Origin of the sequence: Pantoea sp. Lu_F5_004 (genome assembly GCF_051136245.1) — a bacterium.
Classification (GTDB): domain Bacteria; phylum Pseudomonadota; class Gammaproteobacteria; order Enterobacterales; family Enterobacteriaceae; genus Pantoea; species Pantoea agglomerans.
Genome location: NZ_CP194946.1, coordinates 2,025,887 through 2,051,299 on the forward strand (window position 1 = coordinate 2,025,887; position 25,413 = coordinate 2,051,299).

Below are 25,413 nucleotides of genomic sequence, written 5' to 3' on the forward strand. Positions count from 1 at the left end.
TGTGGTTTTTTAACGCAGCGGAATTTCCCGCAAGGTTAGATCAACCGGCCAGCAAAAGCGAACGCTGGCGCCGCCCAGTGGACTGGACTCAATGGTCACATTGCCGCTCAGCGCCTGGGCAATAGAGTGAACAATCGCAAGTCCCAGTCCGCAGCCGCCTGTAGCGCGATCGCGGCTGGGGTCCAGCCGGACAAAGGGTTCGAAAACCCGTTCACGCTCCTCAGGCGGAATGCCGGGACCGTCATCTTCCACCTGCAGACACCCTATCGGACCGTCGAACCACAAACTGACGCGCAGCCGCTGTTGCGCATAACGCAGCGCATTGTTTACCAGGTTATCCAGTACCCGCTCCATCAGGCGGGTATCAGAAATGCCGATGTTTTCACGCTGCGGCAGCTCAAGGTCGAGCCGCACGTCGGGATTGATAGTGCGGAAATCGTCAAGCCGCTCGCGCAGCCAGTTGGCCAAATCCAGTGTTTTCAGATTGAGATCGACGCGCGGCCGGTCAAGACGCGCATAGGTCAGCAGCTCCTCAATCAGGCTTTCGAGCTGGCCGATATCGCGATTCAGCGCCACCCGTTCGCTATCAGTGAGGTTGTCGCTCATCTCCAGCCGGTAACGCAGGCGCACCAGCGGTGTGCGTAGCTCATGCGCAATACCGTCTATCAGCTGCTTCTTACTGGCAACCAGCGTATTGATGTTCTCTGCCATCTGGTTAAAGGCGATGCCGAGCCGGAACAGGCTGGAGGTACTGTCAAAATGGGTGCGCACGTCCAGCTCGCCACGGCCAAAGCGCTGAGCCGCTTTTTCCAGTCGCTGCATCTCCTGCCAGTGGGGGCGCAGCCAGATAAACACCGGCAGCGCCAGTGACATACCTATAAAGATCAGCAGGGCAATATCCAGCAGTCGCATCTGATGCAGATAGAAGAGATAGGGAATCGGCCCGACTGACAATACGTAGTGGCTGCGCGGAATGTGCTGCAAAAAGGTGTATTGATCGTCGAGCGCCACGATCTCTCCGGCGCGCAACCGACGCATGTTGCCTTCATCAAGCTGATATTTGTTCATCGGCTCAATGTGCAGGTCGAACGACAGGCCGAGATCGAGACTCTTGATGGTTTTATTCCAGTCACGCGGCGGGATCTCGCGCAGTTCGCTGCGGATCAGGTAGAGCGAACTGGCCATCAGGTCATTCATCGACTGGCGGCCCGCACGCTCAGCGGTGAACTTGTAGACCAGCCCCACCAGCAGCGCCATCACCAGAAAGCAGACAAACAGCAGCAGATAAAACTGAATAAAAAGCTTTCTCATAGTCCGCGGGTATCCCAGGCCTGGGGCGCAAACAGATAGCCTTTGTTACGAATGGTTTTAATGCGGAACGGCTCGGTGGCGCTGTCGTGCAGCTTTTTGCGCAACCGGGAGATGGCCACGTCGATGCTGCGGTCAAGGCCGTCATAGCTGACCCCGCGCAACGTTTTCAGCAGCGCATCACGGTTAAGCGTCTGGCCTGCATGGCTGGCGAGTACCCACAGCAGATCGAAATCTGCGGTGGAAAGGGCAATCTGCTCGTCAAACAGCGTGACCTGGCGGTTCAGCGCATCGATGGTCAGCGAGCCAAAACGCAGCATACGGTTGGCGGCGGGTGCGCTGGGCGCATCGTCCGGCTGTCCCTGCTGCGACTGACGCAGATGAAGGCGCAGGCGGGCCAGCAGTACCGCCGGCGGCGTGGTTTTCAGAATGTAATCCTGCGCACCCATCTCCAGGGCCAGAATATGGTTCATGTCGCTGTCCAGTGAGGTGAGCAGCACGATCGGCCCCTGCCAGTTGGCCCGCAGGTCACGGCAGATAGTCATGCCATCTTTGCCTGGCAACATGATATCCAGCATCACCAGATCGGGCTGCTGTTCGGCAATGACCGCTTCAGCACGGTCGCCGCGCATCTCGACAATCACCTCAATATCATGACGACCCAGATAGGCCGCAATCAGTGAGCCCACTTCGGGTTCATCTTCTACATAAACAATTTTGTTCATAGTTCACAAAGCAGAGACAGGGATGGACGGAAGCATATCTTTTCCTGGTCCTGAGCTCTACGTTACCGCACGAAATATCCGTGGCTTGCTGGTATATAACCGGCAAAATGTGCAATCATTAGCGCGGCCTTTTTGCGCCAGGTTTGGGATATTGATGATTATCATGAGGAGCGTTAGTGTGTCTGATAAAGAGCTGGCATCAGCCATATACCCCGACCGCATCTGCTTCAATTACAGTGACTTTCTCTCCGCTTCCTGCAAAAAGCGCTGGAGCTTCGTCGATGCTATTTATGGTGTGATGCCGATATTTGGCATGGTGACACGTAAATCGGCACACCGCTTACAGGGCAGTGACGACCCGTTAAAAGAATTAGCATTACAAATCATTTCTACTCAGGTCAGCGACGAAATTAATATCGCGCGCCTGATTACCCTTGCGGAACAACAGCAGATTAGTCGCTTCGATATTCAGCTTCCTTATCCGCTTTCGGCGGAGCAGCTGGACGCGATCCATCATGAATATTCCAGGCCGCTGAATCTGACACAGCAGGATGACCTGCTGTGTGTCTCAATACCTGTGCAGTCACACTGAGAACCTCTCCCATCAGGCTCTGAACCTGGGCAGTGCTCACCATCCTCACGTACTGTCTGTACGCCTGGTTGCTCCGCGCTGGCCGGGTTCGCTCTGCCTGCAGCCATTACGCCTGCCGGGCCAGGCGCTAAGTCGTCAGCTGCCACACGGCGGGCAGCGTCGCGGCAATCAGCAATCCCATTGCAATCCGCTCCAGCGAAGTCAGCGCAAACTCTGCGCGGCCACCGCGTCGTGCAAACAGAAACAGCAGCAGGCCCGGTGTATAGAGCACCACAGACATCATCAGGTGCAATGGCCCCGAGGCGTAAAGCAGCCAGATGCCATACAGGCTGGCACCGATACCGGTCGCCATCGCCAGCGGTTTATGCTGTCCGCGTACCACTTTGATCAGATATAACCCCACCAGCAGATAGGGCACCAGAATCATCTCAGAGGCGATGGTCAGCAGGTTGTTGTAGTTCGCACCGGTCAGGGCAATCAGGATCAGGCAGAGCTGAATACTGCCGTTGGTCAGCCACAGTGAGGCGGCTGGCGCGTTATGGCGGTTTTGTCGGGCGATACTGCGTGGAAATGCACCCTGTTGCGCAGCAATCAGGGGCACTTCAGCGGCCATAATCGTCCAGCTCAGATAGGCACCGCACACCGAGATAACCAGACCCACCGCAATCACCGCATCGCCCCAGTTGCCCATCAGTCGGGTCATCAATCCCGCCATGGAGGGGTTACGCATCTGAGCCAGTTCAGCACGTGGAACCACGCCAAGCGACAGCAGTGTCACCAGCAGATAGACCAGCAACGCTGCCAGCACGGCGAATAGTGTAGCCCGGCCCACATCCTTTTTCTGGCGCGCGCGTGCAGAGACCACCACCGCCCCCTCGACGCCGATAAAGACCCACAGGGTAATCAGCATGGTCTGTTTGACCTGCTCCCATAGCGGTTGCCCTAGCGTGACGCCGGAAAAATCAAAGCGGAAGCGATCATAGTTGAACGCCATCACCGCCAGCACAATAAACAGCAGCAGCGGCACCAGCTTGCCGAGCGTCGCCATCAGATTAATGCTGGCAGCGGTCTGCACGCCGCGCAGCACCAGCCAGTGAACCAGCCACAGCAGCACGGATGCACCCAGCATCGCCTGCCAGGTGTTGCCATCGCCAAAGATAATCCGGTCCGGCGTATCGGTGAAGAAGCTCAGGGCAGAGAAGACAATCACCAGATAGGAGACGTTGGCGATCACGGCGCACAGCCAGTAGCCCCACGCGGAGCAGAAGCCCATCAGCTCGCCGAAACCGGCACGGGCATAGGTAAAGATGCCACCATCCAGCTCGGGTTTAAGGCGGGTCAGCAGCAGCATCGCCAGCGACAGAAAGATGATGCCGACGCCGGTAATCAGCCAGCCCAGCAGCAGCGCCGCCGGACCGGCCACTGCAGCCATATTTTGCGGCAGACTGAACACGCCTGCGCCCAGCATAGAGCTGAGCACCAGCGCCGTCAGCGCACCGAGACCTAATTTTTTCTCCAAAACAACCTTCCCGCTAGCATATATGGCTGGGTAAATCGGATTCTGTCACTGGGTTATGTCACACCAAAGGCACAATACAGGGACAATATCCGGTAAAACAGGCGGAGGATTTTACGGAGTGTGGCAGGGGATGGCAATGCGTGACTATGCAAAACAGCGCAGGAATTATGCAAACAGCAGGGCGGCAGGCGCCGCCCTGAGAAGGATTACTTAAACAGGTCAGCCGTGACGGTCAGGTTACCGCCACTCTGGTTCTGCCACTGACGGGTAACGTGGTAGAACTTGGCACCTTTATCCGCCGCACGCTTCGCCACTTCTTCTGAAATCTCAGTTGGCGTACCGAAGTGACCGGTGAAGGTTACGGTATCGAACGGCTGCATCTGCGCAGCAGTAATGGCATTCACTTCCTGCACCGATTTGCCGTTTGGCAGATTGACGGTATAGCGCTTGCCGGTAGAGCTTTGGGTTTCGAAGAAACGGCCCACTTTGTTGCTTGGCGTTTCAGACGAGGCCACGCCTGGGATCTCTACGTTAGCCGCCGCAGCGCCACCGGTTGCCAGTGCGGCTTTACCCGCTTCTGAATCGGCAGGAATCGCATTTGGTGTCTGCACCGCACGCTCTTTAGCATCCGCTTTATAGACATAGGCGGTGACATACTGATTGCCGCCGCTGTTGGCATCGATCTGGCGAACGATAAAGAAGGAGGCTGCGCCTTTCTGTTTTGCGGCTTTCGAAATTGCGTCGTTTACATCCGGCTGGCTGGCAAAGAAGCCGCTGACCGAAACGGTATCGAAGGGTTCGAGTTTATACGCTTCTGCTTTTGGCAGTTCGTTTACGCCGTTGAAACGACGGTAGGTCGTTGACTCTGTGGCTGCCGGGGCATCGGCTTTATAGAGGTCAGCCGTAACGCGCCAGTTACCGCTGTTGCCGTTGCTGTCGTTGATCGCCTGAATGTAATAAGAGGCAGCGCCCATCTGATCTGCACGCTTAGATACCGCATCGGCAGCGTCGCCAATTGCGTTGAAACGGCCGGTGATATTAATACGTTCGAATGGCTTCAACGCGGCCGCTTTTTCTGGCGTAAGTTCCTGCGCAGCGAATGCGTTGGCTGCCAGCAGGGACAACAGAGTAGTCGCCAGAATAGTGTTCTTCAGCTTCATAAAAATAATCCTTCGCCTTACGCAAAAATGAGTACGAAAACGTGCTGGACTCTTGATGTATAACAGAATAGCCGCTGATTATTGCATGTTATAAACAGACTGTCGCAGCGATTTTTTGTGTCAGATCGCGTTATTCAACCATGATTTTTTCATTTGTTTGTCATCAAACGCAGTTATGGCCAGTTTTAGTGACAGTTACCACTAAAAGCGGTAACTATTAGCGCTAAAACAGTTAATGCATTGTTAAATAAAGGTTTTTCTTGTTGGTTAATTCGTCCTGGTACAATTATCTCTGGCAGATTATCTGCCTGTGAGACTATTTTGCAGTGGGATAACGCAGGTTTCTTAACAGAACACTGCATAATTGGGTGAATGTCATCACTCTGCGTAGTCGCTGTAGATCGCTCGTCACATTTTCAGTAGGTTATAAACACTTTGAAATACCTGCGTTTCGTCCAAAAGCGGCTGAAACCGCGTTTTAGTCGCGCTCTCGTGGTGCAGGTTCGGGCCATCATCCTTTAACCGATGAAAGGAAACACTATGTTAATTGGAATACCCAAGGAAAGGTTGCCAAACGAGTCGCGCGTGGCCGCCACGCCTAAGACCGTGGGACAACTCATCAAGCTGGGTTTCAGCGTCACCCTTGAGCATGACGCCGGTAAACGCGCCAGCTTCGATGATGAAAGCTATATCGCAGCCGGTGCCACACTCAGCGACAGAGAGCAGGTCTGGCAGTCCGATATCGTGCTGAAGGTGAATGCGCCGGATGACGAAGAGATTGCGCTGACGCGTGCGGGCAGCACGCTGGTCAGTTTTATCTGGCCCGCACAGAATCCAGACCTGCTGTCAAAGCTGGCCGCACGTCAGGTTACGGTAATGGCCATGGATTCAGTGCCGCGTATCTCACGGGCGCAGTCGCTGGATGCCCTGAGCTCTATGGCGAACATTGCCGGTTATCGCGCCATTGTCGAAGCCGCCCATGAATTTGGCCGCTTCTTTACCGGTCAGATCACGGCAGCCGGTAAAGTGCCACCGGCAAAAGTGATGGTGATTGGGGCCGGTGTTGCCGGGCTGGCCGCGATTGGCGCAGCGGGCAGCCTGGGCGCGATTGTGCGGGCGTTTGATACCCGTCCCGAAGTCAAAGAGCAGGTGCAGAGTATGGGCGCCGAATTCCTTGAGCTCGACTTTGAAGAGGAAGCGGGTAGCGGCGACGGCTATGCCAAAGTCATGTCCGAGGCTTTTATCAAAGCTGAGATGGCACTGTTTGCCAGTCAGGCCAGAGACGTGGACATCATTGTCACCACGGCGTTGATCCCAGGCAAACCGGCTCCGAAACTGATCACCGAAGAGATGGTCGCCAGCATGAAGCCGGGCAGCGTCATTGTTGATCTGGCGGCGCAGACCGGCGGCAACTGTGCGCTGACCGTCGCTGACCAGGTTACCGTCACGCCGAATGGTGTGAAAATCATCGGTTACACCGATCTGCCCAGCCGTCTGGCGACACAATCCTCCCAGCTCTACGGCACCAATCTGGTCAATCTGATCAAGCTGCTGTGTAAAGAGAAAAATGGCGAAATCCAGGTCGATTTCGAAGATGTGGTGGTGCGTGGCGTCACCGTGGTACGCGATGGCGAAGTGACCTGGCCGGCCCCGCCGATTCAGGTCTCCGCCACGCCACAGGCTGCCGCTGCCGCCGCGAAGCCGTCAGAAAAAATTGAGGCGAAGCCCGTTTCACCATGGCGTAAATATCTGCTGATCGCCCTGGCTATCGTGCTGTTTGGTTGCCTGGCAAACGTGGCACCGGCCGACTTCCTCTCCCACTTTACCGTGTTCGCGCTCGCCTGCGTGGTGGGGTATTACGTGGTCTGGAACGTCAGTCATGCGCTGCATACACCGCTGATGTCCGTAACCAATGCTATTTCCGGCATCATCGTTATCGGTGCGGTCTTACAGATGGGCCACGGTGGCTGGGTCACCTTTATCTCCTTTATTGCCGTGCTGATTGCCAGCATCAATATCTTTGGTGGCTTCACCGTCACCCAGCGCATGCTGAAAATGTTTCGTAAGGGGTAATACATGTCTGGCGGATTAGTCACTGCAGCCTATATTGTGGCTGCGATTCTGTTCATCTGTAGCCTTGCTGGTCTTTCGCGTCATGAGACCTCTAAGCGGGGTAATATTTTCGGTATCAGCGGCATGGCGATTGCGCTGATCGCCACCATATTTGGCCCGGACAGCGGTAATGTGGTCTGGATCCTGCTGGCGATGGTCATTGGCGGCGCTATCGGCATTCGTCTGGCGAAGAAAGTCGAAATGACGGAAATGCCGGAACTGGTGGCGATTCTGCACAGCTTTGTCGGCCTGGCCGCGGTGCTGGTGGGCATCAACAGCTATATCGACCATGCGCCTGGCCTGCCAGCGGTGATGGAGAATATCCATCTCAGCGAAGTGTTTATCGGTATCTTTATCGGTGCCGTCACCTTCACCGGCTCGCTGGTGGCGTTTGGCAAACTGTGCGGCAAAATCTCTTCACGGCCGTTAGCGTTACCGCATCGTCACAAGCTGAATCTGCTGGCGCTGGTGGTTTCATTCCTGCTGCTGCTGTGGTTTGTTAACACCAGCAGCACGGCTGTGCAGGTGTTTGCACTCTTGCTGATGACGGTGATTGCGCTGGCGTTTGGCTGGCATCTGGTCGCGTCGATCGGCGGCGCGGATATGCCGGTCGTGGTCTCGATGCTTAACTCCTATTCAGGCTGGGCCGCCGCCGCTGCCGGTTTCATGTTAAGCAACGATCTGCTGATTGTGACCGGTGCGCTGGTGGGGTCATCCGGTGCGATCCTCTCCTACATCATGTGCAAAGCGATGAACCGTTCGTTTATCAGCGTGATCGCGGGCGGCTTTGGTACTGAAGCCAGCAGTGGCGATGAAAGTCAGGAAGCGGGCGAGCATCGTGAGATTACGGCTGAAGAGACCGCTGAGATGCTCAAGGCTTCCAGCTCGGTGATTATCACCCCAGGCTACGGCATGGCGGTAGCGCAGGCGCAGTATCCGGTCGCGGAAATGACTGCCCGACTGCGTGCGCTTGGTATCAAAGTGCGTTTCGGTATCCATCCGGTGGCGGGGCGTCTGCCGGGTCACATGAATGTGCTGCTGGCAGAGGCGAAAGTGCCTTATGACGTGGTGCTGGAGATGGATGAGATCAACGACGATTTCAGTGACACCGACACGGTGCTGGTCATTGGTGCTAACGACACGGTCAACCCGGCGGCGCAGGATGATCCCCGCAGTCCGATTGCGGGCATGCCGGTGCTGGAAGTGTGGAAGGCGCACAACGTGATAGTGTTCAAACGCTCAATGAACACTGGCTATGCCGGGGTGCAGAATCCGCTGTTCTTCAAAGAGAATAGCCAGATGCTGTTTGGCGATGCCAAAGCCAGCGTGGAAGCGATTCTCAAAGCGCTGTAATAAAAAAGGGCGGCTAATCAGCCGCCCTCTCTGTTTCTGAGGAGGATTAATCCTCCTCATCCTCTTCATCATCCAGGTCAATCGGCGATTTGAAATCGTCAGGCTTAAGTGCCAGCAGATCGCAACGCAGATGATCAATCACCTGTTCCGCCGTATTGCCGAGGAATGCCGCCGACAGTCCGGTGCGTCCAATCGTTCCCAGCACCACCACACCGGCTCCCAGATGCGCCGCCAGATCGGGGATGACCTCTTCCGGCAGGCCCTTAGCCACATGGGTGAACTCTTCACCAATCGAGAACTTCTGCCGTAGCGCTTTCATTGCCACCAGATGCTGACCACGGATCGCGTCGTTGTAGACGCTGGGATCGAAATCGGGCAGTTCGATAGCAATATTGATTGGGGTAATCGGGTAGGCGCCGACCAGATGCACTTCGGTCTGATTCACCTTTTCCGCCAGGATCACCGTTTCACGAATCAGCTTCTGATTCAGGCCATCGTGATGCGGCTCTTCACTGGCAAGATTGACCGCGACAATCGCTTTACCGCCTTCCGGCCACGGCTGATCTTTGACCATCCACACCGGACACGGGCATTTACGCAGCAGGTGCCAGTCAGTTGGAGTGAAAATCACTGACTCAAGGCGATCATGCTGATGCGCCATCTTCAGCACCAGGTCATGCTGATGGGCGAGCACTTCCTGAATAATGGCTTCATAGGGACGGTTGTGCCAGATGACTTTGATGTCAATTTCGACACCGGCATCAAGATAAGCGCGGGCCTGCTCGCGGATCCATTCGGTACGCTGGCTGATCACGCCCTGGCGCATCGACGCGCGCTCATCCGGCGAAAGCAGGGTGGTCATCTCATATGAGAAGTCATAGATAGGCAGGAAGGCTTTAATTCTTCCGCCAAGACGTTGATTCAGATAGACCGCACGTCGCAGCGCGGGCTGATCGTCTTGCTGGGCATCAATGGCGACCAGAACATTTTGGTACTGGGACATGAGGCGTTCTCCTTAAACCAGAGCGACTGGAATAAAGATAGCCTATGTTGCACAGCGGAAGAAGTGAAAAAGTTACTGCCGGATCAACAAAATAAGATTTATTGATCCGGCTGAGTATCAGGCGGCCTGGTGGCTCTGACCCGCGAGCTCTTCCAGCAGGGCGTGATTTTCAATCGTGATATATTTGCCTTTCACCGCCAGCATACCGGACTTCTGAAAACGCCCCAGCAAGCGGCTGATGGTTTCAACCGTCAGGCCCAGGTAATTACCGATATCGCCACGCGTCATGGTGAGGCGGAATTCGCGCTGTGAAAAGCCGCGCTGGCCAAAACGACGGGAAAGGTTCCAGATAAACGCCGCCAGGCGCTCTTCAGCATTTTTCTTTGACAGCAGCAGGATCATGTCCTGATCGCCTTTGATTTCACCGCTCATCAGACGCATCATCTGCTGACGCAGGGCTGGCATTTTGCCCGACAGATCATCCAGCGTTTCAAAAGGGATCTCACATACCATTGCCGTTTCCAGCGCCTGCGCAAAGCTGGGGTGGCTGGAGCCCATAATCGCGTCAAAGCCGACTAAATCGCCCGCCAGATGGAAACCGGTGATCTGCTCATCACCCTGTTCAGTGATTGTGTAGCTTTTAATAGTACCGGAGCGAATCGCATACAGAGACTTGAGTTCATCGCCTGCTTTGAAAAGCGTTTGCCCTTTCTGAATCGGTTTTTTACGCTCAATGATATTGTCGAGCTGATCCAGCTCATGTTCATTTAGCGTAAAGGGGATGCAGAGCTGACTAATGCTGCAATCCTGGCAGTGAATGGCACAACCGCCCGACTGAATACGACGAATGCTGCGTTTTTCAGGGATCATAATGGTTTGCTCGACGATTATTGACTGGGGTCAATTTTAACATTTTTTGTGCTGAAGGGAACTCATCCGAGCAGTTTTACACCTACAAACATTATGGACGAAGCACACAACGACAAACGCTGATGTGACGGGCTTCTCAGAATCCCGACAGGTTCGACTGTCACGAAAAGTTTCCGCTTATGTGATCTGTCACACGCTTCTGTGCTGGCAGTGACATTCGAAAAAGTGGGGTGGGCCGATGATTCCAGCTTTTGCTACGCTAACGGGTAGAGCGTGATTTGCACATTCCATCAATTTTAACCAGGTGTGAGAAAACCATGAACCTTGATGATAATGATCTCTTTCGGGATGCCATGGGCGATGTCACGCCGTTAAAAGACACCACCACAACCTTGTGGCTCAAAGCACCCTCAACGAAGGCGCCACGAAAACCGCCAGGTGAATCTGAGCTGGAGAATTTCCTGACCCGGGGCGATCTGGAGATCGTTCCACTCAATACCCCGCTGGAATACAAAGCCGACGGCATTCAGCAGGGTATTCTGGATAAACTGCGCAGAGGAGAGTATCAGCTGAATGCCAGCCTCAACCTGTTGCGGCAACCGGTTGAAACCTGTCGTCAGGCGCTCTTTAACTTTATGATGCAGGCGCACAAACAGGGATTGCGCAATCTGCTGATCATCCACGGCAAAGGTCGTGATGATGAATCGCATGCCAACATTGTGCGCAGCTATCTCGCGCGCTGGCTAAAGCAGTTTGATGACGTACAGACCTTTTGCGTGGCCCAGACCCGGCATGGCGGGGCCGGGGCGCTTTATGTGGGATTGCGCAAAACTGATAAAGCACGCCTTGAAAACCGTGAGCGGCATGCGAAACGCAGCCGCTAACTGTGAAACTTACGGATGGTGGACATCAGCACCTCGGCACTCAGGCTCAGTTCTGCGCCGGTGCGGGTAATGATGCCCACCGGTTCGCCCGGTCCGGAAGAGGCGATCGGCAGCGCACAAACAGCGTTGTGGCTCAGATCCTCTTTAATCGCCCCGGAAGGGACGAACCAGATGTAGTCGTAGCGAAGAGCCAGCTGGCGCGCCAGTGAAGTTGATGAGGTCTCAATGCAGTGAGGCGGAAGGGTGCAGCCCTGTTCATCCAGCATCTGCTGTGCAATCCGGCGCGGAGCCGTGCCCTCGGGCGAAATCACTACCGGCCACTGCATCGCACGCGAAAGCGTGACATTGTCACTTAACAGCGGATGTTCCGGCCTGACTACCAGCTTGAGTGACTCCAGAAACAGCAATTCATAGGTCAGCCCGGTCATCATGGCGCTGTCCGCCATCCGGCCAATGCCGATATCGAACTCACCGCCGCGCAGGCCTGCCAGCAACACATTATTGTGGAGTGTCGCCACCTGAATGGTGGTATTGGGTTGTAACTGATGAAAACGATCCAGGATGCGTGGCAGCATCCCCATCGCGGCAGTGGTCAATGCTCCCAGCCGGATAATCACCGGCGCATCCCCCGGCTGCTCATTAAAACTTTGTCCGGCATGGTTCAGCGCGTCGAGCACCCGCACCGCATGGGTCAGAAACTGCTCTCCCATGGTGGTCAGTTGCGCGCCCAGCCGGCCACGTTCAAACAGACGAACGCCAGTCAGCTCCTCCAGCTCATTCAGGGTTTTGGAGAGGGCAGGCTGACTGAGGCTAAGCGTCTCTGCCGCCCGGCCCAGCGTGCCTTGCTGCGCAACCGCAACAAAGGTATGTAGATGGCGCAAGCGAATGCGCTGATTGAAAAGGATATTTTTTTCCATATCCTAAACTTAATGAGAATGACCGGCTTCAGGCAACTGTTTAAAATGAATTCTGTTAACTTTGCTGCAAATTTATTTTAACAAACGAGTCGAAATGACCGCGTTACCCTTTAACTCTCTGATAAAAAAGCGCTCGGCCTGGTATACCGCTGAAATACGCCATCCTCTGTCTACGGTATATCAATAACTTAACTGCTGAATGTTGAATAATTCTCAATATCATATAAAAATCTGACCGCTTAAGGTTAACGATCGGCTATCATTAGCGCCGTTTTTTTTACTTAAACTGATGTCAGATTTCGTTACTCCAGAGGAGTGTTCATTGACCAGCGTCGAGGCGGTAGATGTCCGCCAGCTTATCAACCAGCAGGGGCTGAGCCACTGGCAAAAGCGGCTCATTGCGCTCTGTTTTATCGTGGTGGCACTCGATGGCATGGACATTGCGATCATGGGATTTATTGCGCCGACACTGAAAGCCGCGTGGGGGGTGAGCAATCATCAGCTCGGGGTCGTCATCAGCGCAGCGTTAATCGGGCTGGCGCTGGGTGCCATGGTGGCAGGGCCGCTGGCTGACCGCTATGGCCGTCGCATGATGATTATCCTCAGCGTCTTCTTTTTCGGTCTCTGGACGCTGGCAACGGCGCTGTCACAGAACATTGAGCAGATGATGCTGTTCCGTTTCCTGACCGGGCTGGGACTGGGTGCGGCGATGCCCAACGTCGGCACGCTGGTGGCGGAATATGCACCTGAGCGGCGACGGGCTTTTATCATCACGGTGGTGTTCTGCGGCTTTACCTTTGGTGCCGCCAGCGGGGGATTTGCTGCCTCCTGGCTGCTACCGCGCTATGACTGGCACTCCGTGCTACTGCTGGGCGGCATTCTGCCGCTGCTGGTGTTGCCATTACTGATCCGCGGCCTGCCGGAGTCGGTGCGATTTCTTATCAGCCGTGGCGCACCGGCTGCCCGCATTCACGCCATCCTCGACCGGATGATGCCGGGCAAAACCGCGCCCGACTGTGCGTTTCACGCGCCTGAGGCCACCGTGCCGGTGAGCGGCGCGATAGGCACCGTACTTTCACGCCGCTATCTGTTTGGCAGCACCATGCTGTGGGGCGGCTACTTTATGGGGCTGTTCATGGTTTACCTGATTGGCAGCTGGCTTCCGTCGCTGGTCAACACCCTGGGCATGTCAGTGACCGAAGCGGCGATTATCACCGCGATGTATCAGGCGGGCGGGACGCTGGGTTCCCTGTTTGCGGGCTGGATGATGGACCGCTTCAACGCTAACCTGGCGCTGGCGGCGATCTACGGCTGCGGCGGGCTGTTTATTGTGGCGCTGGGCTTTTCACCTGCGGAAGTGGGGATGATGAGTGCGATTGCCTTTTGCAGTGGCTTCTGTTTTAACGGGGCTAATACCGGTATGAATGCCTTATCCGCCAGTTATTATCCTACCCACGCCCGCGCTACCGGTTCCAGCTGGATGCATGGTGTGGGCCGCATCGGCGCGATTTTAAGCGCCTTCGTTGGCGCAGAGATGATGTCTCTCGGGTGGTCTTTCAGCGTAATCTTTCTGCTGCTGGCAATACCAGCTGTGATCACTACACTGATGCTGCTGTTAAAAAACCGCTACGGCTTTAAGCCGATCACAGATTCGTGATTTTTTCCGCTGAGGCCAGCGCGTTGCATTACATTAGCAGCAACGCTAACGGTGTCAGGTGGATAAGATGGACAACTTTCTCAGTGCGGATCTCATCCGCACCCGTTTCTCTCAGGCGATGTCAGCTATGTATCAGCAGGAAGTGCCGCAATATGGCACGCTGATGCAACTGGTGGCGACTGTCAACGACCGTGCGCTGGAAGCGGATATCGCGCTGAAAGATCGTCTCACCGCAGCCGATGAGATCGGCCGACTCAACCTGGAACGTCACGGTGCAATCCGAGTGGGCACGGCAGACGAATTAGCCACACTGCGGCAGCTGTTTGCGGTGATGGGAATGCACCCGGTTGGCTATTACGATCTTTCTCAGGCTGGTGTGCCGGTACACTCCACGGCGTTCCGGCCGGTCACCGATGCGGCGCTGCGGCGCAATCCCTTTCGGGTCTTTACCTCGCTGTTACGCCCTGAACTGATCGACGACCACGCACTGCGTGAAAAGGCGGCGGAGATTCTTGCCGCGCGCGACATTTTCACCCCCCGTTGCCGGGCGCTTTTGGAACTGCATCAGCAGCAGGGCGGTTTAACTGACGAGCAGGCCACTGAGTTTGTTACCGAAGCACTGGAAACCTTCCGCTGGCACGCCCATAGCAGCGTGGACAGTCAGACCTATCAGGCGCTGAACCAGCAGCATCGGCTGATCGCTGACGTGGTCTGCTTCCCTGGCTGCCACATCAACCATCTCACACCGCGCACGCTGGATATCGACCGCGTACAGCAACTGATGCCGTCGCGCGGTATCGATCCGAAAACCCTGATCGAGGGACCACCGCGTCGTCAGGTACCGATCCTGTTACGTCAGACCAGCTTTAAAGCGCTGGAAGAGCCGATCATCTTTCAGGATGGGCATCAGGGAACCCATACTGCACGCTTCGGTGAAATTGAGCAGCGCGGCGTGGCGCTGACGCCTCAGGGCCGTGCGCTCTACGATCGGCTGCTCAGCGAGGCGGGCAGCGGTCAGGATAATCTGCAGCATCAGCAACATCTGGCGGCGATTTTCCGTGACTTCCCCGACGACGAAACCACGCTGCGCCAGCAGGAGCTGGCCTGGTTCCATTATCGCCTGAGTGAAAAGGGCATCGCGACGCCGCCGGCTCAGGGTGAATCGCTGGAGACCCTCATCGAAGAAGGCCGTGTGCTGGCAGATCCCATCATCTATGAAGATTTTCTGCCCGTTAGCGCGGCGGGCATTTTCCAGTCCAACCTCGGCGATCGGACGCAGGTTCGTTCGGCGGGACAGGCGAGCCGCCAGGCATTTGAAGCCGCGCTGGGCGCTGTCGTGCTGGATGAGATGGCATTATACAAAGAGCGCCAGCAGCGCTCGCTGGCGCAGTGCGGCTTGCGGTCAGACTGACGCCTCTGCGGGCAACAGGCGCGTTGCCCGCAACGTTTTCTCTGCACCGCCCCTGCTAAGGCCAGTGGACCTGAAGTGGGACAACGCTTGTAATGTGCTGACAGGACTGGGGAAAAACAACGCTTTACCGCTCAGCGCAGGTTTACCTGCGTGAGTATCTTAATCTATTAGCAGGCTGACTGATTAACAGCAGCAAAACCGCACCTGATAACAGAGCAACGACGCGCCACTCCGGCGCTGGCAGCGCCATTGACCCACTGCGAAAAGATAAACAACGTTGAATCATAACGGTAATTGACTCTCTGAACCTGATGATGAGCATGTTCACGCCTGCCCCTCACGCTTCGGCATATTCTGCAAATCCCTTCCGTACCTGGACAATGCTGGCGGGCCTGCAAATAATGGAGGGACGTTTGAACAGGGAAACAGGAATGAAAAACGAAACAGGTCTGAGGATCATGACTGCTGAGGGGGAGTTGCGTGGATGCATGGACGATGACCTTTTCGTATTCAAAGGCATACCTTATGCGGCGGCACCACTTGGCGCGCTGCGCTGGCGCCCGCCACAGCCGGTTACGCCCTGGCTGCAGGTGCGCGACGCCACCGCGTTTGGGGCTTCCGGCTGGCAAAACCGCGCCTACTGCCAGGCCGTAGGCGGTGGCGATCCGGGTGAGTTCAGTGAAGATTGCCTCTACCTTAATGTCTGGACGCCCGATGTCGCGCCCGTGAAACCCCTGCCGGTGATGGTATGGCTGCACGGTGGTGGCTACACCATTGGTGCTGGCGGGCTGGCACCTTACAACGGCAAGCCGATGGCTTCACGCGGCGCGGTGGTGGTGACGCTCAACTACCGGCTCGGCCATCTCGGTTTCTTCTCTCATCCGGCCCTGGATGCTGAATACCCTGTTGCCAGCACGGTGAACAATTTTGGCCTGCTGGATCAGATTGCCGCACTGCAGTGGGTGCAGCGCAACATTCCTGCCTTTGGCGGCGACCGCCGCAATGTGACACTTTTCGGTGAATCCTCAGGCGCACGCAGCGTGCTGTCACTCTGCTGTTCGCCGCTGGCTGAAGGGCTGTTTCATAAAGGGATTGTGCAGAGCGCCTACAGCCTGCCTGACACGCCGCTGAAAAAAGCGCGTCAGCAGGGCATGGCGGTGGCCCGCCATTTCGGTCTGCCGCCCGATGCCAGTGCTGATGACCTGCGCGCACTGCCCGCCGATGCCTTCTGGTCGCTGGAAGGGCCGCTGGCGATCCCGCCGGTGCCGATTGCGGGTGATGCTGTCCTGCCTGAGCCGATGCTGAAAACCTTTATGGCTGCAAAACAGCACCGTCTGCCGCTGATGGCGGGCAGTAACAGCGATGAAGCCAGCGTGCTGGAATATTTTGGCGTGGATGCCACCGCGGTGTTGCATCAGTTACGCGATAAAAATCGTCTCACTTACCGGACGCTGAAATGGATGTATGACATTCATGACGATCAGCGGCTGGGACGTGCCGTGGCGCGTGATATGGCATTCAGCCTGGTGCCGTGGCTGGTGATGCGGGCGCAGCACAATGCCGGAATGCCAGGCTGGCGCTACTGGTTTGATTATGTCTCTGAACATGCCCGTGACCTCTATCCGCACGGCACCTGGCACGGCAACGAAGTGCCTTATGTGCTGAATACGCTGAGTCAGATGCCGGATCCCAACGAAGAACGACCCTTCAGTGAGGCCGATCGGGCATTTGCGGCGCGTGTCAGCGAGTACTGGTTTACCTTTGCCCGTGATGCTACGGAATATAAGCATCAGCTGGAGGGGGAGGTCATGTGGCCAGCCTGGCATCCAGGCTCTGATGTGACAATGTCACTTGGTGATAATCGGAAGAGCGGACTGGTTCTGAAGCGGAACTTTATGCGCGCCCGTATGCGGCTTTTCCGGCTATTAATGACCCGTATGGTCAGGCTTTAAGTGGCGGGCCATGGTTAGCGTGCTAACCATTAAATTATGCGAATGGAATTACTCTGCTTTTTAAAGGTTAACCTGCTGAATAAAAAGGCTACAAAGTGAAATTTGGCTTAGGGACGCTGTAAAATATTAGGTAACAAAACAGTTACATCTTCACAATCGCATGCCGATAAATCTCCTATGCCCGACGCTTGCGGGTCAACGTGTATAGGATTTTGGTATGGGAATGCTCAAAAATTTTACCATTCGCGCAGTGATGCTCTCTATTCTGGGAATGTTTTGTTTACTGTGGAGCGGCGTCGGGCTGTATAGCATTCACTCTCTTGGCGCACTCAGCGAAGGGAATGATGTGGACCGTCATCTGGTTGAGCAAATGACGGTGCTGAGCAAAGGCAACGATCAATATTTTCGTGTCATCACGCGCTTATCTCGTGTGATGGAAAGCAAAGCCGCAGGTCAGACCCTGAACGATGAGGCTTATGCACCGGTGCAGCAGGCGCTGGACAGCATGACCCAGCAACTGGCGCGCTTTAAACAACTGGCACCTGGCCCGATGAACCCGGATGTCGTGGATGGAGTGATTCAGAGCTGGCAAAAGCTGCTGGATGCGGGCGTCACGCCACAATTGCAGCTGGCCCGTCAGGCGTCGCCTGATGCTTATCGTCAGCAGGCTAATAACGTCACGCCCCCACTCAGTCGTGCCTTTGGCATCAGCGCAGAGAAATTCAGCCAGGGCGCAGCTGAAAAGCTCGATGCAACCCGGGTTGAAGTGGATCACCTTACGGCGATGACCAAAACGATAATTACCATCACGGTAATTATCGGCCTGTTTATTCTGCTGTTTACCGACCGCTATCTGGTAGCGATGCTGGTCCGTCCGCTGGAAAGTATCCGTACCCACTTCGCGGTCATTGCCACGGGCGACCTGAGTCAGCCGGTATCCGATTTCGGTCGCAACTGCGTCGGTAAACTGGTGCCACTGCTGAGCGCCATGCAGGATAGCCTGCGAGAAGCGGTCAGCGCCATTCGCAGCGGCACCGAGAATATATCGCGCGGTGCCGCAGAGATTTCTGCCGGTAACAATGACCTCTCTTCACGTACTGAAGAGCAGGCCGCTGCGCTGGAACAGACTGCGGCCAGCATGGAGCAGTTGACGGCCACGGTAAAATTCAACGCCGATAATGCCCGCCAGGCCAGCCTGCTGGCAGAAACCGCCACCACCACGGCACAACGTGGCGGTCAGCTGGTCAGTGAAGTCGTCAGCACTATGGATGGCATCTCCGGCAGCTCGAAGAAAATCGCTGAAATCACTAACGTGATCAACGGCATCGCTTTCCAGACCAATATTCTGGCGCTGAACGCCGCCGTCGAAGCGGCACGTGCCGGCGAACAGGGTCGGGGTTTTGCAGTGGTTGCCTCTGAAGTGCGTAACCTTGCACAGCGCAGCGCCAACGCCGCAAAAGAGATTGCGACGCTGATTGAAGATTCGGTTCAGCGTGTAGGTAAAGGCGCTGAGCTGGTCAGCACCACCGGCGGCACCATGAACAATATTCTGAAATCGGTGCAGGATGTTGATGCGATCATGAAACAGATCGCTTCAGCCTCGGAAGAGCAGAGCAAAGGCATCTCTCAGGTCGGTGCCGCGGTGACTGAAATGGATAGCGTGACCCAGCAGAACGCCTCACTGGTTGAAGAGGTCTCGGCCGCGGCGAGCGCGCTGGCACTGCAGACGGAAGCGTTACAGGCTTCTGTGTCGAAGTTCCGTCTCTCCAGCAACAGCCAGATCGCACCGGTCATCAGCAGTAAACCGACCGCGCCGAAAGCGCCCGTGCTGAGTGCGGCTCAGGCTAAACCGGCGGATAACGGCGACTGGGTTACCTTCTGATCCCTGCACAGCCACGCCACCAGTTCCGCCAGGAACGGAGGCGCATCCTGCGCGGGCCGTTGCAGTAAACTGTAAACCGCACCGGTTTTTACCTCGCCAGCGAACGGCTTAATCAGCCTGCCGCTGGCAATATCACTCTCCACCAGATTGCTGTCGGCAATTGCCACACCAAACCCCTGAATCGCTGCACTGATCGCTAAGTCCATGGTGGCAAAATGCTGGTTCCGCTTCATGCTCAGCGTCACCTGCTGCGCCTGCAGCCAGCACTGCCAGTCACGCGTATCTGCCGTTGGATGCAAGAAGGTCATTGTGGGCAGTGCCGCCAGGGAGTCCGGGCGGGGTTGATCACCCGCCATCACCGGCGTCAGCGACTCACTGAACAGGCAAATTCCGTCAGGGTGCGGCTTACCATAGACAATCGCCACATCGAAGTTCTCCAGCTGCGCGGCATGATCCAGCGTGGTGGTCAGGGCCACATGCAGTTCAGGACGATGCTGCTCCAGCGCCATCAGCCGGGGCACCAGCCAGCGCATCGCACAGGTTGGCGCTTTCAGGCGAATGCTGACCTGACTACGGCGGACCTTCTCGCTGGCCTTAACCATCAGCTCAAAACCCTGCTGTAAGTCGGGCAGCAGCGCCGCGCCCTGAGGGGTCAGGCGCAGACCGCGCGCGTGGCGGTCAAACAGCGTCACGCCCAGCCACTGCTCCAGCGCGGCAATTTTACGACTGACGGCGCCCTGCGTCAGGCAAAGTTCGCGGGCAGCGTGGGTCAGATTGAGATGTCGGGCGGTCACCAGAAAGGCGTGAATGCCATTAAGCGGCAGCGATAAGCGTGACACGGTGAACCTCAGCTATGCATTTTTGTCATGGCTATTATGACGACATTTCGCTTGCCGACTCAAGTCTCAGCCCGTTGAATAGCTATTTACCGCATCTGATCGGTTATGCCCCTGACGGAGAGAGTATGTCCCTGAAAACGCCTGTCGCTATCCACTCAAAATTGCCGGACGTCGGCACCACTATTTTCAGCGTGATTGGCCAGCTTTCGGCGCAGCATCAGGCGATTAACCTGTCGCAGGGCGCGCCCAATTTCCCCTGTGATCCGGCGCTGGTCGACTCAGTCAGCCGCGCGATGCAGGAAGGACATAATCAGTATGCCGCCATGATGGGCTTGCCCGCCTTACGCGACGCGCTTGCCAGCAAAGTTCAGGCGCTCTATGGACAACAATATGATGCCGCCAGTGAAGTGCTGATCACCGGCAGCGCCAGCCAGGGGCTCTATATGGCCATCACCGCACTGGTCCATCAGGGCGATGAGGTGATCTTCTTTGAACCGGCGTTTGACAGCTACGCGCCGGTAGTGCGGTTGCAGGGCGGTAAACCGATTGGCCTGAAGTTGCAGGTGCCGTCATTTGCTATCGACTGGGATCAGTTGCGGGCAGCAATCACGCCGCGCACCCGGATGATCATTATTAATACGCCGCACAACCCCAGCGCGCAGGTGCTGACCCCCGACGACCTGAATCAGCTGGCAGCCTTAATCCGCAACACCGATATCGTGGTGCTCTCCGATGAGGTTTACGAGCATATTCTGTTTGATGGCCGCCCGCATTGTGGGATGGCGACGCATCCGGAGCTGGCAGCCCGCAGCGTCGTTGTCTCTTCGTTTGGCAAAACCTTCCACGTCACCGGCTGGCGGATAGGCTACTGTCTGGCACCGGCAGAGCTGATGACTGAGCTGGTGAAAGTGCATCAGTTTATGATGTACGCCGCCGATACGCCGATGCAGGTCGGTTTCGCACACTATCTGCAGACGCCAGAGAACTATCTGTCGCTCAGCGCCTTCTATCAGCAGAAGCGCGATCGGCTGATCGCCCTGATGCAGAACTCCCCGTTCCGGCTGCTGCCGAGTGCTGGTTCATTCTTTATGCTCGCCAGCTATGGACATTTCAGTGACGAACCGGACAGTGAAATGGTAAAACGTCTTATCGTCGGTCACGGTGTGGCGACCATACCGCTGTCGGCGTTTTATATGGATGGCACAGATAACAAACTGATTCGGCTCTCTTTTGCCAAAGACGAGGCGACACTTGAGGCTGGCGCGGCTGCGCTATGTGCTTTTTCTCACTGATTCACGCCACCGCGTGAGGCAGCTCGGGGAACAGGTAACCAGGACTTTTCGGGGTAAATAACATAATGAAGAAACTGAACGCGCTTTTTCTCGCTCTGGGCATGATGACATCGGTACAGGCACTGGCACAGGATTTACGCTACGGCGTGGAGTCACAATATCCGCCTTTTGAAAGCCGCAATGCTAAAGGGGAGCTGGAAGGCTTTGATATCGAGCTGGGCAATGCCATCTGTAAGGCGGGCAACTTCAGCTGCCACTGGGTTGAGAGCAGTTTTGATGCGCTGATCCCGGCACTGCAGGCGAAAAAGTTCGACGCCATTAACTCGGCGATGAACATCACCGAAGCGCGCGCCAGAAGCATTGCGTTTACGCAGCCGATCTACCGTATTCCCACCATGTTAGTGGCGAAGACCGGTGAAAATCTGGCACCGACCGCCGAAGGTCTGAAGGGCAAGAACATCGGGGTGTTGCAGGGATCCATTCAGGAAACCTATGCGAAGAAGCATTGGGAGCCGCAGGGTGTGACCGTGACCTCGTATCAGGATCAGAACCAGGTTTACAACGACATGGTCGCGGGCCGCCTGGATGGCACACTGGTGATGTCCGCTGCCGGTCAGTCTGGCTTCCTCGATAAACCGCAGGGCAAAGGCTTTGGTTTTGTTGGCAAGCCAGTAGAAGATGACGCGATTCTTGGTTCAGGCATCGGCTACGGCCTGCGCAAAGATGACGCGCAGCTGAAGCAGTCACTGGATGCGGCGATTGCTAAAGTGCAGGGCGATGGCACCATCAAAAAGCTGGCTGAAAAATATTTCCCAGGCATTGATGTCAGCGCGAAGCCATAATCGCAATCGGGCGCGTTCTGCGCCCGATTCCTCCGCTTATTTCGCTGCCAGATAACAGAGTTTTTCCGCCACCTGATAGGACTTCACAAACGACGTTACCGGCAGAAATTCGAAGCGTGAATGGAAGTTGTGCGCGCCGGTAAAGAAGTTCGGCGTCAGCAGTCCTTTGGCTGACAGCGCGGCACCGTCTGTACCGCCACGCATCGGAATCACCTTCGGCTCAATCTCCAGTGCGGCAAAAGCACTGAAGATCAGGTCAATCGCCCGACGATCCTCACCCAGTGCGTTACTGATATTGCTGTAGGTATCGCTGATACTCACGCTCACCTTGCCGGTGGGGTAACGCGCCGCGAGATCCTCTGCCGCCTGTTGCAACTGCTGCTTGCGCGCCGCAAAGCTGGTCAGATCAAAATCACGGATGGAGGCCTTCAGCGTCGCCTTGCTGGCGTTGGCCTGAATCTCATTGAACCAGATATAGCCTTCACGGCCTTCGGTATGCTCCGGAGTCTGCAGCCGATCAAACAGGCTGATGTAGTCATGGGCCATCAGCAGCGGATTGACAAGCACCCCTTTGCCCGACATCGGATGGGCCGGTACGCCGGTAAACACAATTTCTGCTGCAGCACCGTTGAAGTTTTCATAGACCACTTCGCCCAGTTCGCAGCAGTCGATGGTCCAGGCGAAATCGACATTAAAGCGCGTTTCCAGATCCAGCGCTTTCGCGCCGCGCAGGCCAATCTCTTCGTCAGGCACAAAGGCGACCACGATGTCGCCGTGGTCGCCCTTAAGGTTCTCCATCAGCGTCATCACCACGGTGACTGCCGCTTTGTTGTCCGCGCCAAGCACGCTGGTGCCGTCGCTGAAGATCACCTGCTGACCGACGTAGGGCGCGATCTCCGGATGTTCATCGCGGCGCAGCCAGATATCCTGCTCTGCATTCAGACAGAGATCTTCGCCCTGCCAGGTGAGGATCTGCGGGTGGATATCGGGCGACAAACCGACATCAACGGTATCGATATGCGTAATAAACCCGATGCGCGGCGCGTCAGGACGGTTGCCGCGTTTCACCGCTGTCACCGTGGCATGTTCATCAATCACCACCTCATCCAGCCCTGATGCGCGCAGCTCATCCGCCAGCAGTTCCGCCATGGCGTGCTGGCTCGGCGTGCTGGGCAGGGTGGTGGATTTGGCATCGCTCTGACTGCTGATGGCGAGGTAACGGAAAAAACGTTCTGTGAGCTGCGACTCAAGTTTGTCTGTCATCACTATTCCTTATTAGTCAGCCACCGGCGGGGTTCGTTATGGTGCCGAATCGTGCTATCAATGAAGCATCTGAATGATTCATTTAGATATTGTGATCACCGGAAGTCAATACAAAGCGAGGATAATAATGAAAATCAAGATAGCCACCTTAGCGCTTGTTACGGCTGGGATAGCGCTGGCTGGCAGCGTTAACGCCAAAACGCTGGTCTTCTGTTCTGAGGGATCGCCAGAGAACTTTAACCCGCAGCTCTATACCTCCGGGACCAGCGTTGACGCCAGTGCGGTGCCGGTCTTTAACCGGCTGGTGGACTTTACGCCCGGCACCACCAATCTGGTGCCCAGCCTGGCGGAACGCTGGGAAATCAGCCCGGATGGCACGGTTTACACCTTCTATCTGCGCAAGAACGTGAAGTTTCAGAGCAATAAAGCCTTCAAACCCAGCCGCGACTTCAACGCCGACGATGTGATCTTCTCATTCATGCGCCAGATGGACCCGAAAAATCCTTACCACAATGTCTCTGGCGGCACCTATTCCAACTTCGAAAGCCTGGAACTCTCCACGCTGATTAAAAGTATCGACCGGGTTGATGACCATACCGTACGTTTTACGCTGTCCCATCCGGAAGCGCCGTTCCTTGCCGATCTCGCCTGGTACTTCGCCTCGATCCACTCGGCGGAATATGCAGACGCGATGCTGAAAGCGGGGACGCCGGAGAAGGTCGATATGAACCCGATCGGCACCGGCCCGTTTGAGCTGGTGCAGTATCAGAAAGATTCCCGCATTCTCTACAAAGCGTTCCCGGACTACTGGCAGGGCAAGGCGAAGCTCGATCGGCTGGTGTTCAGCATCACGCCGGATGCCTCCGTGCGTTATGCCAAGCTGGAGAAGAATGAGTGTCAGGTAATGCCATTCCCTAATCCCGCCGATCTTGAAAAGATGCGCGCTAACCCGGATATCACCCTGGAACAGAAGGCGGGTCTGAATACCGGCTTCCTGGCGTTTAACACCACCAAAGCGCCAACCGATAACGTCAAAGTGCGCCAGGCGCTGGCGATGGCGATCAACAAACCGGCGATCATCGATGCGATATTTAAAGGCACCGGCACGGTCGCGAAAAATATCCTGCCACCGGGCGTATGGAGCGCCGACAAAGATCTGAAAGACTACGACTACGACCCAGAGAAGGCCAAAGCCCTGCTGCAACAGGCGGGTGTGAAACCGGGTACCGAAATTGCGCTCTGGGCGATGCCGGTTCAGCGGCCTTACAATCCGAATGCGCGCCGCATGGCGGAGATGATTCAGTCGGACTGGGCTAAAGTCGGCATCAAAGCCAATATCGTCAGCTATGAGTGGGGCGAATACCTGAAACGCGTGCGCAGCGGCGAGCATCAGGCGGCACTGATGGGCTGGACCACCGCCACCGGCGATCCGGACAACTTCTTTGGCCCGCTTTACAGCTGTACCTCGGCACAGGGCGGTTCCAACTCCTCAAAATGGTGCTATCAGCCATTTGAGAAGTTAATCACCGAAGCCCGCGCCGAGCCGGATCAGGGCAAACGCACCGCGCTCTATCTGCAGGCACAGCAGATGATGCATGACCAGATGCCTGCGGTGATGATTGCGCACTCCACCATCTTTGAGCCGGTGCGCAAATCGGTCAGCGGCTATCAGGTCGATCCGTTCGGCAAACATATTTTCTATCAGGTTGATATTAAGCAGTAAGTGATTGCCGCTAAAGCCAGAGCCCCACTTACGAGTGGGGCTAAGCTTATGCACTAAAGTCAGGGTTTATATGACCGCAATGATAAAGCTGCACTAATGTCAGGGTTTA

Annotated in this window: 20 protein-coding genes; 11 read left to right on the plus strand and 9 right to left on the minus strand. The window is 56.0% G+C overall.

Annotated features, from left to right (window positions below; genetic code table 11):
* Window positions 1-9: 9 nt before the first annotated feature.
* Together rstB and rstA are read right to left on the minus strand one after the other, a co-directional pair.
* Window positions 10-1,311, minus strand: coding sequence for a two-component system sensor histidine kinase RstB (gene rstB / locus ACR8BN_RS09345; RefSeq protein WP_033757765.1), 1,302 nt, complete (start codon window positions 1,309-1,311; stop codon window positions 10-12).
* Window positions 1,308-2,033, minus strand: a complete 726-nt coding sequence (gene rstA / locus ACR8BN_RS09350) for a two-component system response regulator RstA (RefSeq protein WP_010244666.1) — start codon at window positions 2,031-2,033, stop codon at window positions 1,308-1,310. The genes rstB and rstA overlap by 4 nt, the downstream gene beginning before the upstream one ends.
* Before the next feature lie 178 nt (window positions 2,034-2,211).
* Between rstA and ACR8BN_RS09355 the strand changes: the two genes are divergently transcribed.
* The gene (locus ACR8BN_RS09355; RefSeq protein ID WP_010244668.1) at window positions 2,212-2,625 is read left to right on the plus strand and encodes a hypothetical protein; all 414 of its coding nucleotides are present in this window, start codon (window positions 2,212-2,214) and stop codon (window positions 2,623-2,625) included.
* 127 nt (window positions 2,626-2,752) lie between these two features.
* Here the strand turns inward: ACR8BN_RS09355 and ACR8BN_RS09360 are convergent, their stop codons facing one another.
* Together ACR8BN_RS09360 and ydgH are read right to left on the minus strand one after the other, a co-directional pair.
* Window positions 2,753-4,144, minus strand: coding sequence for a basic amino acid/polyamine antiporter (locus ACR8BN_RS09360; protein WP_033757764.1), 1,392 nt, complete (start codon window positions 4,142-4,144; stop codon window positions 2,753-2,755).
* A 206-nt stretch (window positions 4,145-4,350) separates the two neighbouring features.
* Window positions 4,351-5,304 carry a DUF1471 family protein YdgH gene (gene ydgH / locus ACR8BN_RS09365; protein ID WP_010244673.1) on the minus strand — a complete coding sequence of 318 codons (954 nt, stop codon included), beginning with the start codon at window positions 5,302-5,304 and terminating at the stop codon, window positions 4,351-4,353.
* A 540-nt stretch (window positions 5,305-5,844) separates the two neighbouring features.
* Between ydgH and pntA the strand changes: the two genes are divergently transcribed.
* Both pntA and pntB read left to right on the plus strand, forming a co-directional pair.
* Window positions 5,845-7,377 carry a Re/Si-specific NAD(P)(+) transhydrogenase subunit alpha gene (gene pntA / locus ACR8BN_RS09370; RefSeq protein ID WP_434747561.1) on the plus strand — a complete coding sequence of 511 codons (1,533 nt, stop codon included), beginning with the start codon at window positions 5,845-5,847 and terminating at the stop codon, window positions 7,375-7,377.
* Window positions 7,378-7,380: 3 nt separating this feature from the next.
* Window positions 7,381-8,769: a Re/Si-specific NAD(P)(+) transhydrogenase subunit beta gene (gene pntB, locus ACR8BN_RS09375; protein ID WP_010670206.1), complete on the plus strand. Its 1,389-nt coding sequence runs from the start codon at window positions 7,381-7,383 to the stop codon at window positions 8,767-8,769.
* A 46-nt stretch (window positions 8,770-8,815) separates the two neighbouring features.
* Here the strand turns inward: pntB and uspE are convergent, their stop codons facing one another.
* On the minus strand, window positions 8,816-9,772 hold the full coding sequence (gene uspE, locus ACR8BN_RS09380; RefSeq protein WP_010244683.1) for a universal stress protein UspE: 957 nt from the start codon (window positions 9,770-9,772) through the stop codon (window positions 8,816-8,818).
* Window positions 9,773-9,889: 117 nt separating this feature from the next.
* Complete coding sequence (locus tag ACR8BN_RS09385) at window positions 9,890-10,642, minus strand: FNR family transcription factor (protein ID WP_010244686.1); 753 nt, start codon at window positions 10,640-10,642, stop codon at window positions 9,890-9,892.
* Window positions 10,643-10,959: 317 nt separating this feature from the next.
* Here ACR8BN_RS09385 and smrA point away from each other — a divergent pair, with 317 nt between their 5' ends.
* Window positions 10,960-11,526, plus strand: coding sequence for a DNA endonuclease SmrA (smrA, locus tag ACR8BN_RS09390; protein ID WP_109650440.1), 567 nt, complete (start codon window positions 10,960-10,962; stop codon window positions 11,524-11,526).
* Here the strand turns inward: smrA and ACR8BN_RS09395 are convergent.
* The gene (locus ACR8BN_RS09395) at window positions 11,523-12,443 is read right to left on the minus strand and encodes a LysR substrate-binding domain-containing protein (RefSeq protein WP_010670205.1); all 921 of its coding nucleotides are present in this window, start codon (window positions 12,441-12,443) and stop codon (window positions 11,523-11,525) included. The genes smrA and ACR8BN_RS09395 overlap by 4 nt on opposite strands.
* A gap of 322 nt (window positions 12,444-12,765) precedes the next feature.
* Between ACR8BN_RS09395 and ACR8BN_RS09400 the strand changes: the two genes are divergently transcribed.
* The 4 genes from ACR8BN_RS09400 to ACR8BN_RS09415 all read left to right on the plus strand — a co-directional run bounded on the left by ACR8BN_RS09400 (window position 12,766) and on the right by ACR8BN_RS09415 (window position 19,345).
* Window positions 12,766-14,100 (plus strand): MFS transporter, encoded by a 1,335-nt coding sequence (locus tag ACR8BN_RS09400; protein ID WP_010244695.1) that lies wholly within the window; start codon window positions 12,766-12,768, stop codon window positions 14,098-14,100.
* Window positions 14,101-14,167: 67 nt separating this feature from the next.
* On the plus strand, window positions 14,168-15,511 hold the full coding sequence (gene hglS / locus ACR8BN_RS09405; protein WP_275103057.1) for a 2-oxoadipate dioxygenase/decarboxylase HglS: 1,344 nt from the start codon (window positions 14,168-14,170) through the stop codon (window positions 15,509-15,511).
* A 431-nt stretch (window positions 15,512-15,942) separates the two neighbouring features.
* Window positions 15,943-17,463 carry a carboxylesterase/lipase family protein gene (locus tag ACR8BN_RS09410; protein ID WP_434747562.1) on the plus strand — a complete coding sequence of 507 codons (1,521 nt, stop codon included), beginning with the start codon at window positions 15,943-15,945 and terminating at the stop codon, window positions 17,461-17,463.
* Window positions 17,464-17,680: 217 nt separating this feature from the next.
* Complete coding sequence (locus tag ACR8BN_RS09415) at window positions 17,681-19,345, plus strand: methyl-accepting chemotaxis protein (protein WP_064704296.1); 1,665 nt, start codon at window positions 17,681-17,683, stop codon at window positions 19,343-19,345.
* On the opposite strand, the gene ACR8BN_RS09420 is transcribed toward ACR8BN_RS09415, so the two are convergent.
* Entirely contained in the window at window positions 19,303-20,184 is an 882-nt protein-coding gene (locus tag ACR8BN_RS09420; protein WP_031594037.1) for a LysR family transcriptional regulator, read from the minus strand. The two genes, ACR8BN_RS09415 and ACR8BN_RS09420, sit on opposite strands and share 43 nt — an antisense overlap.
* A gap of 125 nt (window positions 20,185-20,309) precedes the next feature.
* Here ACR8BN_RS09420 and ACR8BN_RS09425 point away from each other — a divergent pair, with 125 nt between their 5' ends.
* Both ACR8BN_RS09425 and ACR8BN_RS09430 read left to right on the plus strand, forming a co-directional pair.
* Window positions 20,310-21,476 carry a methionine aminotransferase gene (locus tag ACR8BN_RS09425; protein WP_434746853.1) on the plus strand — a complete coding sequence of 389 codons (1,167 nt, stop codon included), beginning with the start codon at window positions 20,310-20,312 and terminating at the stop codon, window positions 21,474-21,476.
* Between the two features lie 65 nt (window positions 21,477-21,541).
* Window positions 21,542-22,318, plus strand: coding sequence for a transporter substrate-binding domain-containing protein (locus ACR8BN_RS09430; protein ID WP_010670199.1), 777 nt, complete (start codon window positions 21,542-21,544; stop codon window positions 22,316-22,318).
* Between the two features lie 36 nt (window positions 22,319-22,354).
* Here ACR8BN_RS09430 and pepT read toward each other — a convergent pair whose 3' ends face one another.
* A complete protein-coding gene (pepT, locus tag ACR8BN_RS09435) occupies window positions 22,355-23,581 on the minus strand; it encodes a peptidase T (RefSeq protein ID WP_115387513.1) in 1,227 nt (408 codons plus the stop codon).
* 127 nt (window positions 23,582-23,708) lie between these two features.
* Between pepT and ACR8BN_RS09440 the strand changes: the two genes are divergently transcribed.
* The gene (locus ACR8BN_RS09440; RefSeq protein WP_050679896.1) at window positions 23,709-25,304 is read left to right on the plus strand and encodes an ABC transporter substrate-binding protein; all 1,596 of its coding nucleotides are present in this window, start codon (window positions 23,709-23,711) and stop codon (window positions 25,302-25,304) included.
* Window positions 25,305-25,413: the final 109 nt, after the last annotated feature.

Coding starts and splice junctions, on each gene's coding strand:
- ACR8BN_RS09395 (WP_010670205.1), bottom strand. CDS start 12,443: ATGGAAAAAAATATCCTTTTCAATCAGCGCATTCGCTTGCGCCATCTA.
- pntA (WP_434747561.1), top strand. CDS start 5,845: ATGTTAATTGGAATACCCAAGGAAAGGTTGCCAAACGAGTCGCGCGTG.
- ydgH (WP_010244673.1), bottom strand. CDS start 5,304: ATGAAGCTGAAGAACACTATTCTGGCGACTACTCTGTTGTCCCTGCTG.
- uspE (WP_010244683.1), bottom strand. CDS start 9,772: ATGTCCCAGTACCAAAATGTTCTGGTCGCCATTGATGCCCAGCAAGAC.
- rstB (WP_033757765.1), bottom strand. CDS start 1,311: ATGAGAAAGCTTTTTATTCAGTTTTATCTGCTGCTGTTTGTCTGCTTT.
- pntB (WP_010670206.1), top strand. CDS start 7,381: ATGTCTGGCGGATTAGTCACTGCAGCCTATATTGTGGCTGCGATTCTG.
- hglS (WP_275103057.1), top strand. CDS start 14,168: ATGGACAACTTTCTCAGTGCGGATCTCATCCGCACCCGTTTCTCTCAG.
- rstA (WP_010244666.1), bottom strand. CDS start 2,033: ATGAACAAAATTGTTTATGTAGAAGATGAACCCGAAGTGGGCTCACTG.
- ACR8BN_RS09415 (WP_064704296.1), top strand. CDS start 17,681: ATGGGAATGCTCAAAAATTTTACCATTCGCGCAGTGATGCTCTCTATT.
- ACR8BN_RS09425 (WP_434746853.1), top strand. CDS start 20,310: ATGTCCCTGAAAACGCCTGTCGCTATCCACTCAAAATTGCCGGACGTC.
- ACR8BN_RS09385 (WP_010244686.1), bottom strand. CDS start 10,642: ATGATCCCTGAAAAACGCAGCATTCGTCGTATTCAGTCGGGCGGTTGT.
- ACR8BN_RS09430 (WP_010670199.1), top strand. CDS start 21,542: ATGAAGAAACTGAACGCGCTTTTTCTCGCTCTGGGCATGATGACATCG.
- smrA (WP_109650440.1), top strand. CDS start 10,960: ATGAACCTTGATGATAATGATCTCTTTCGGGATGCCATGGGCGATGTC.
- pepT (WP_115387513.1), bottom strand. CDS start 23,581: ATGACAGACAAACTTGAGTCGCAGCTCACAGAACGTTTTTTCCGTTAC.
- ACR8BN_RS09410 (WP_434747562.1), top strand. CDS start 15,943: ATGAAAAACGAAACAGGTCTGAGGATCATGACTGCTGAGGGGGAGTTG.
- ACR8BN_RS09440 (WP_050679896.1), top strand. CDS start 23,709: ATGAAAATCAAGATAGCCACCTTAGCGCTTGTTACGGCTGGGATAGCG.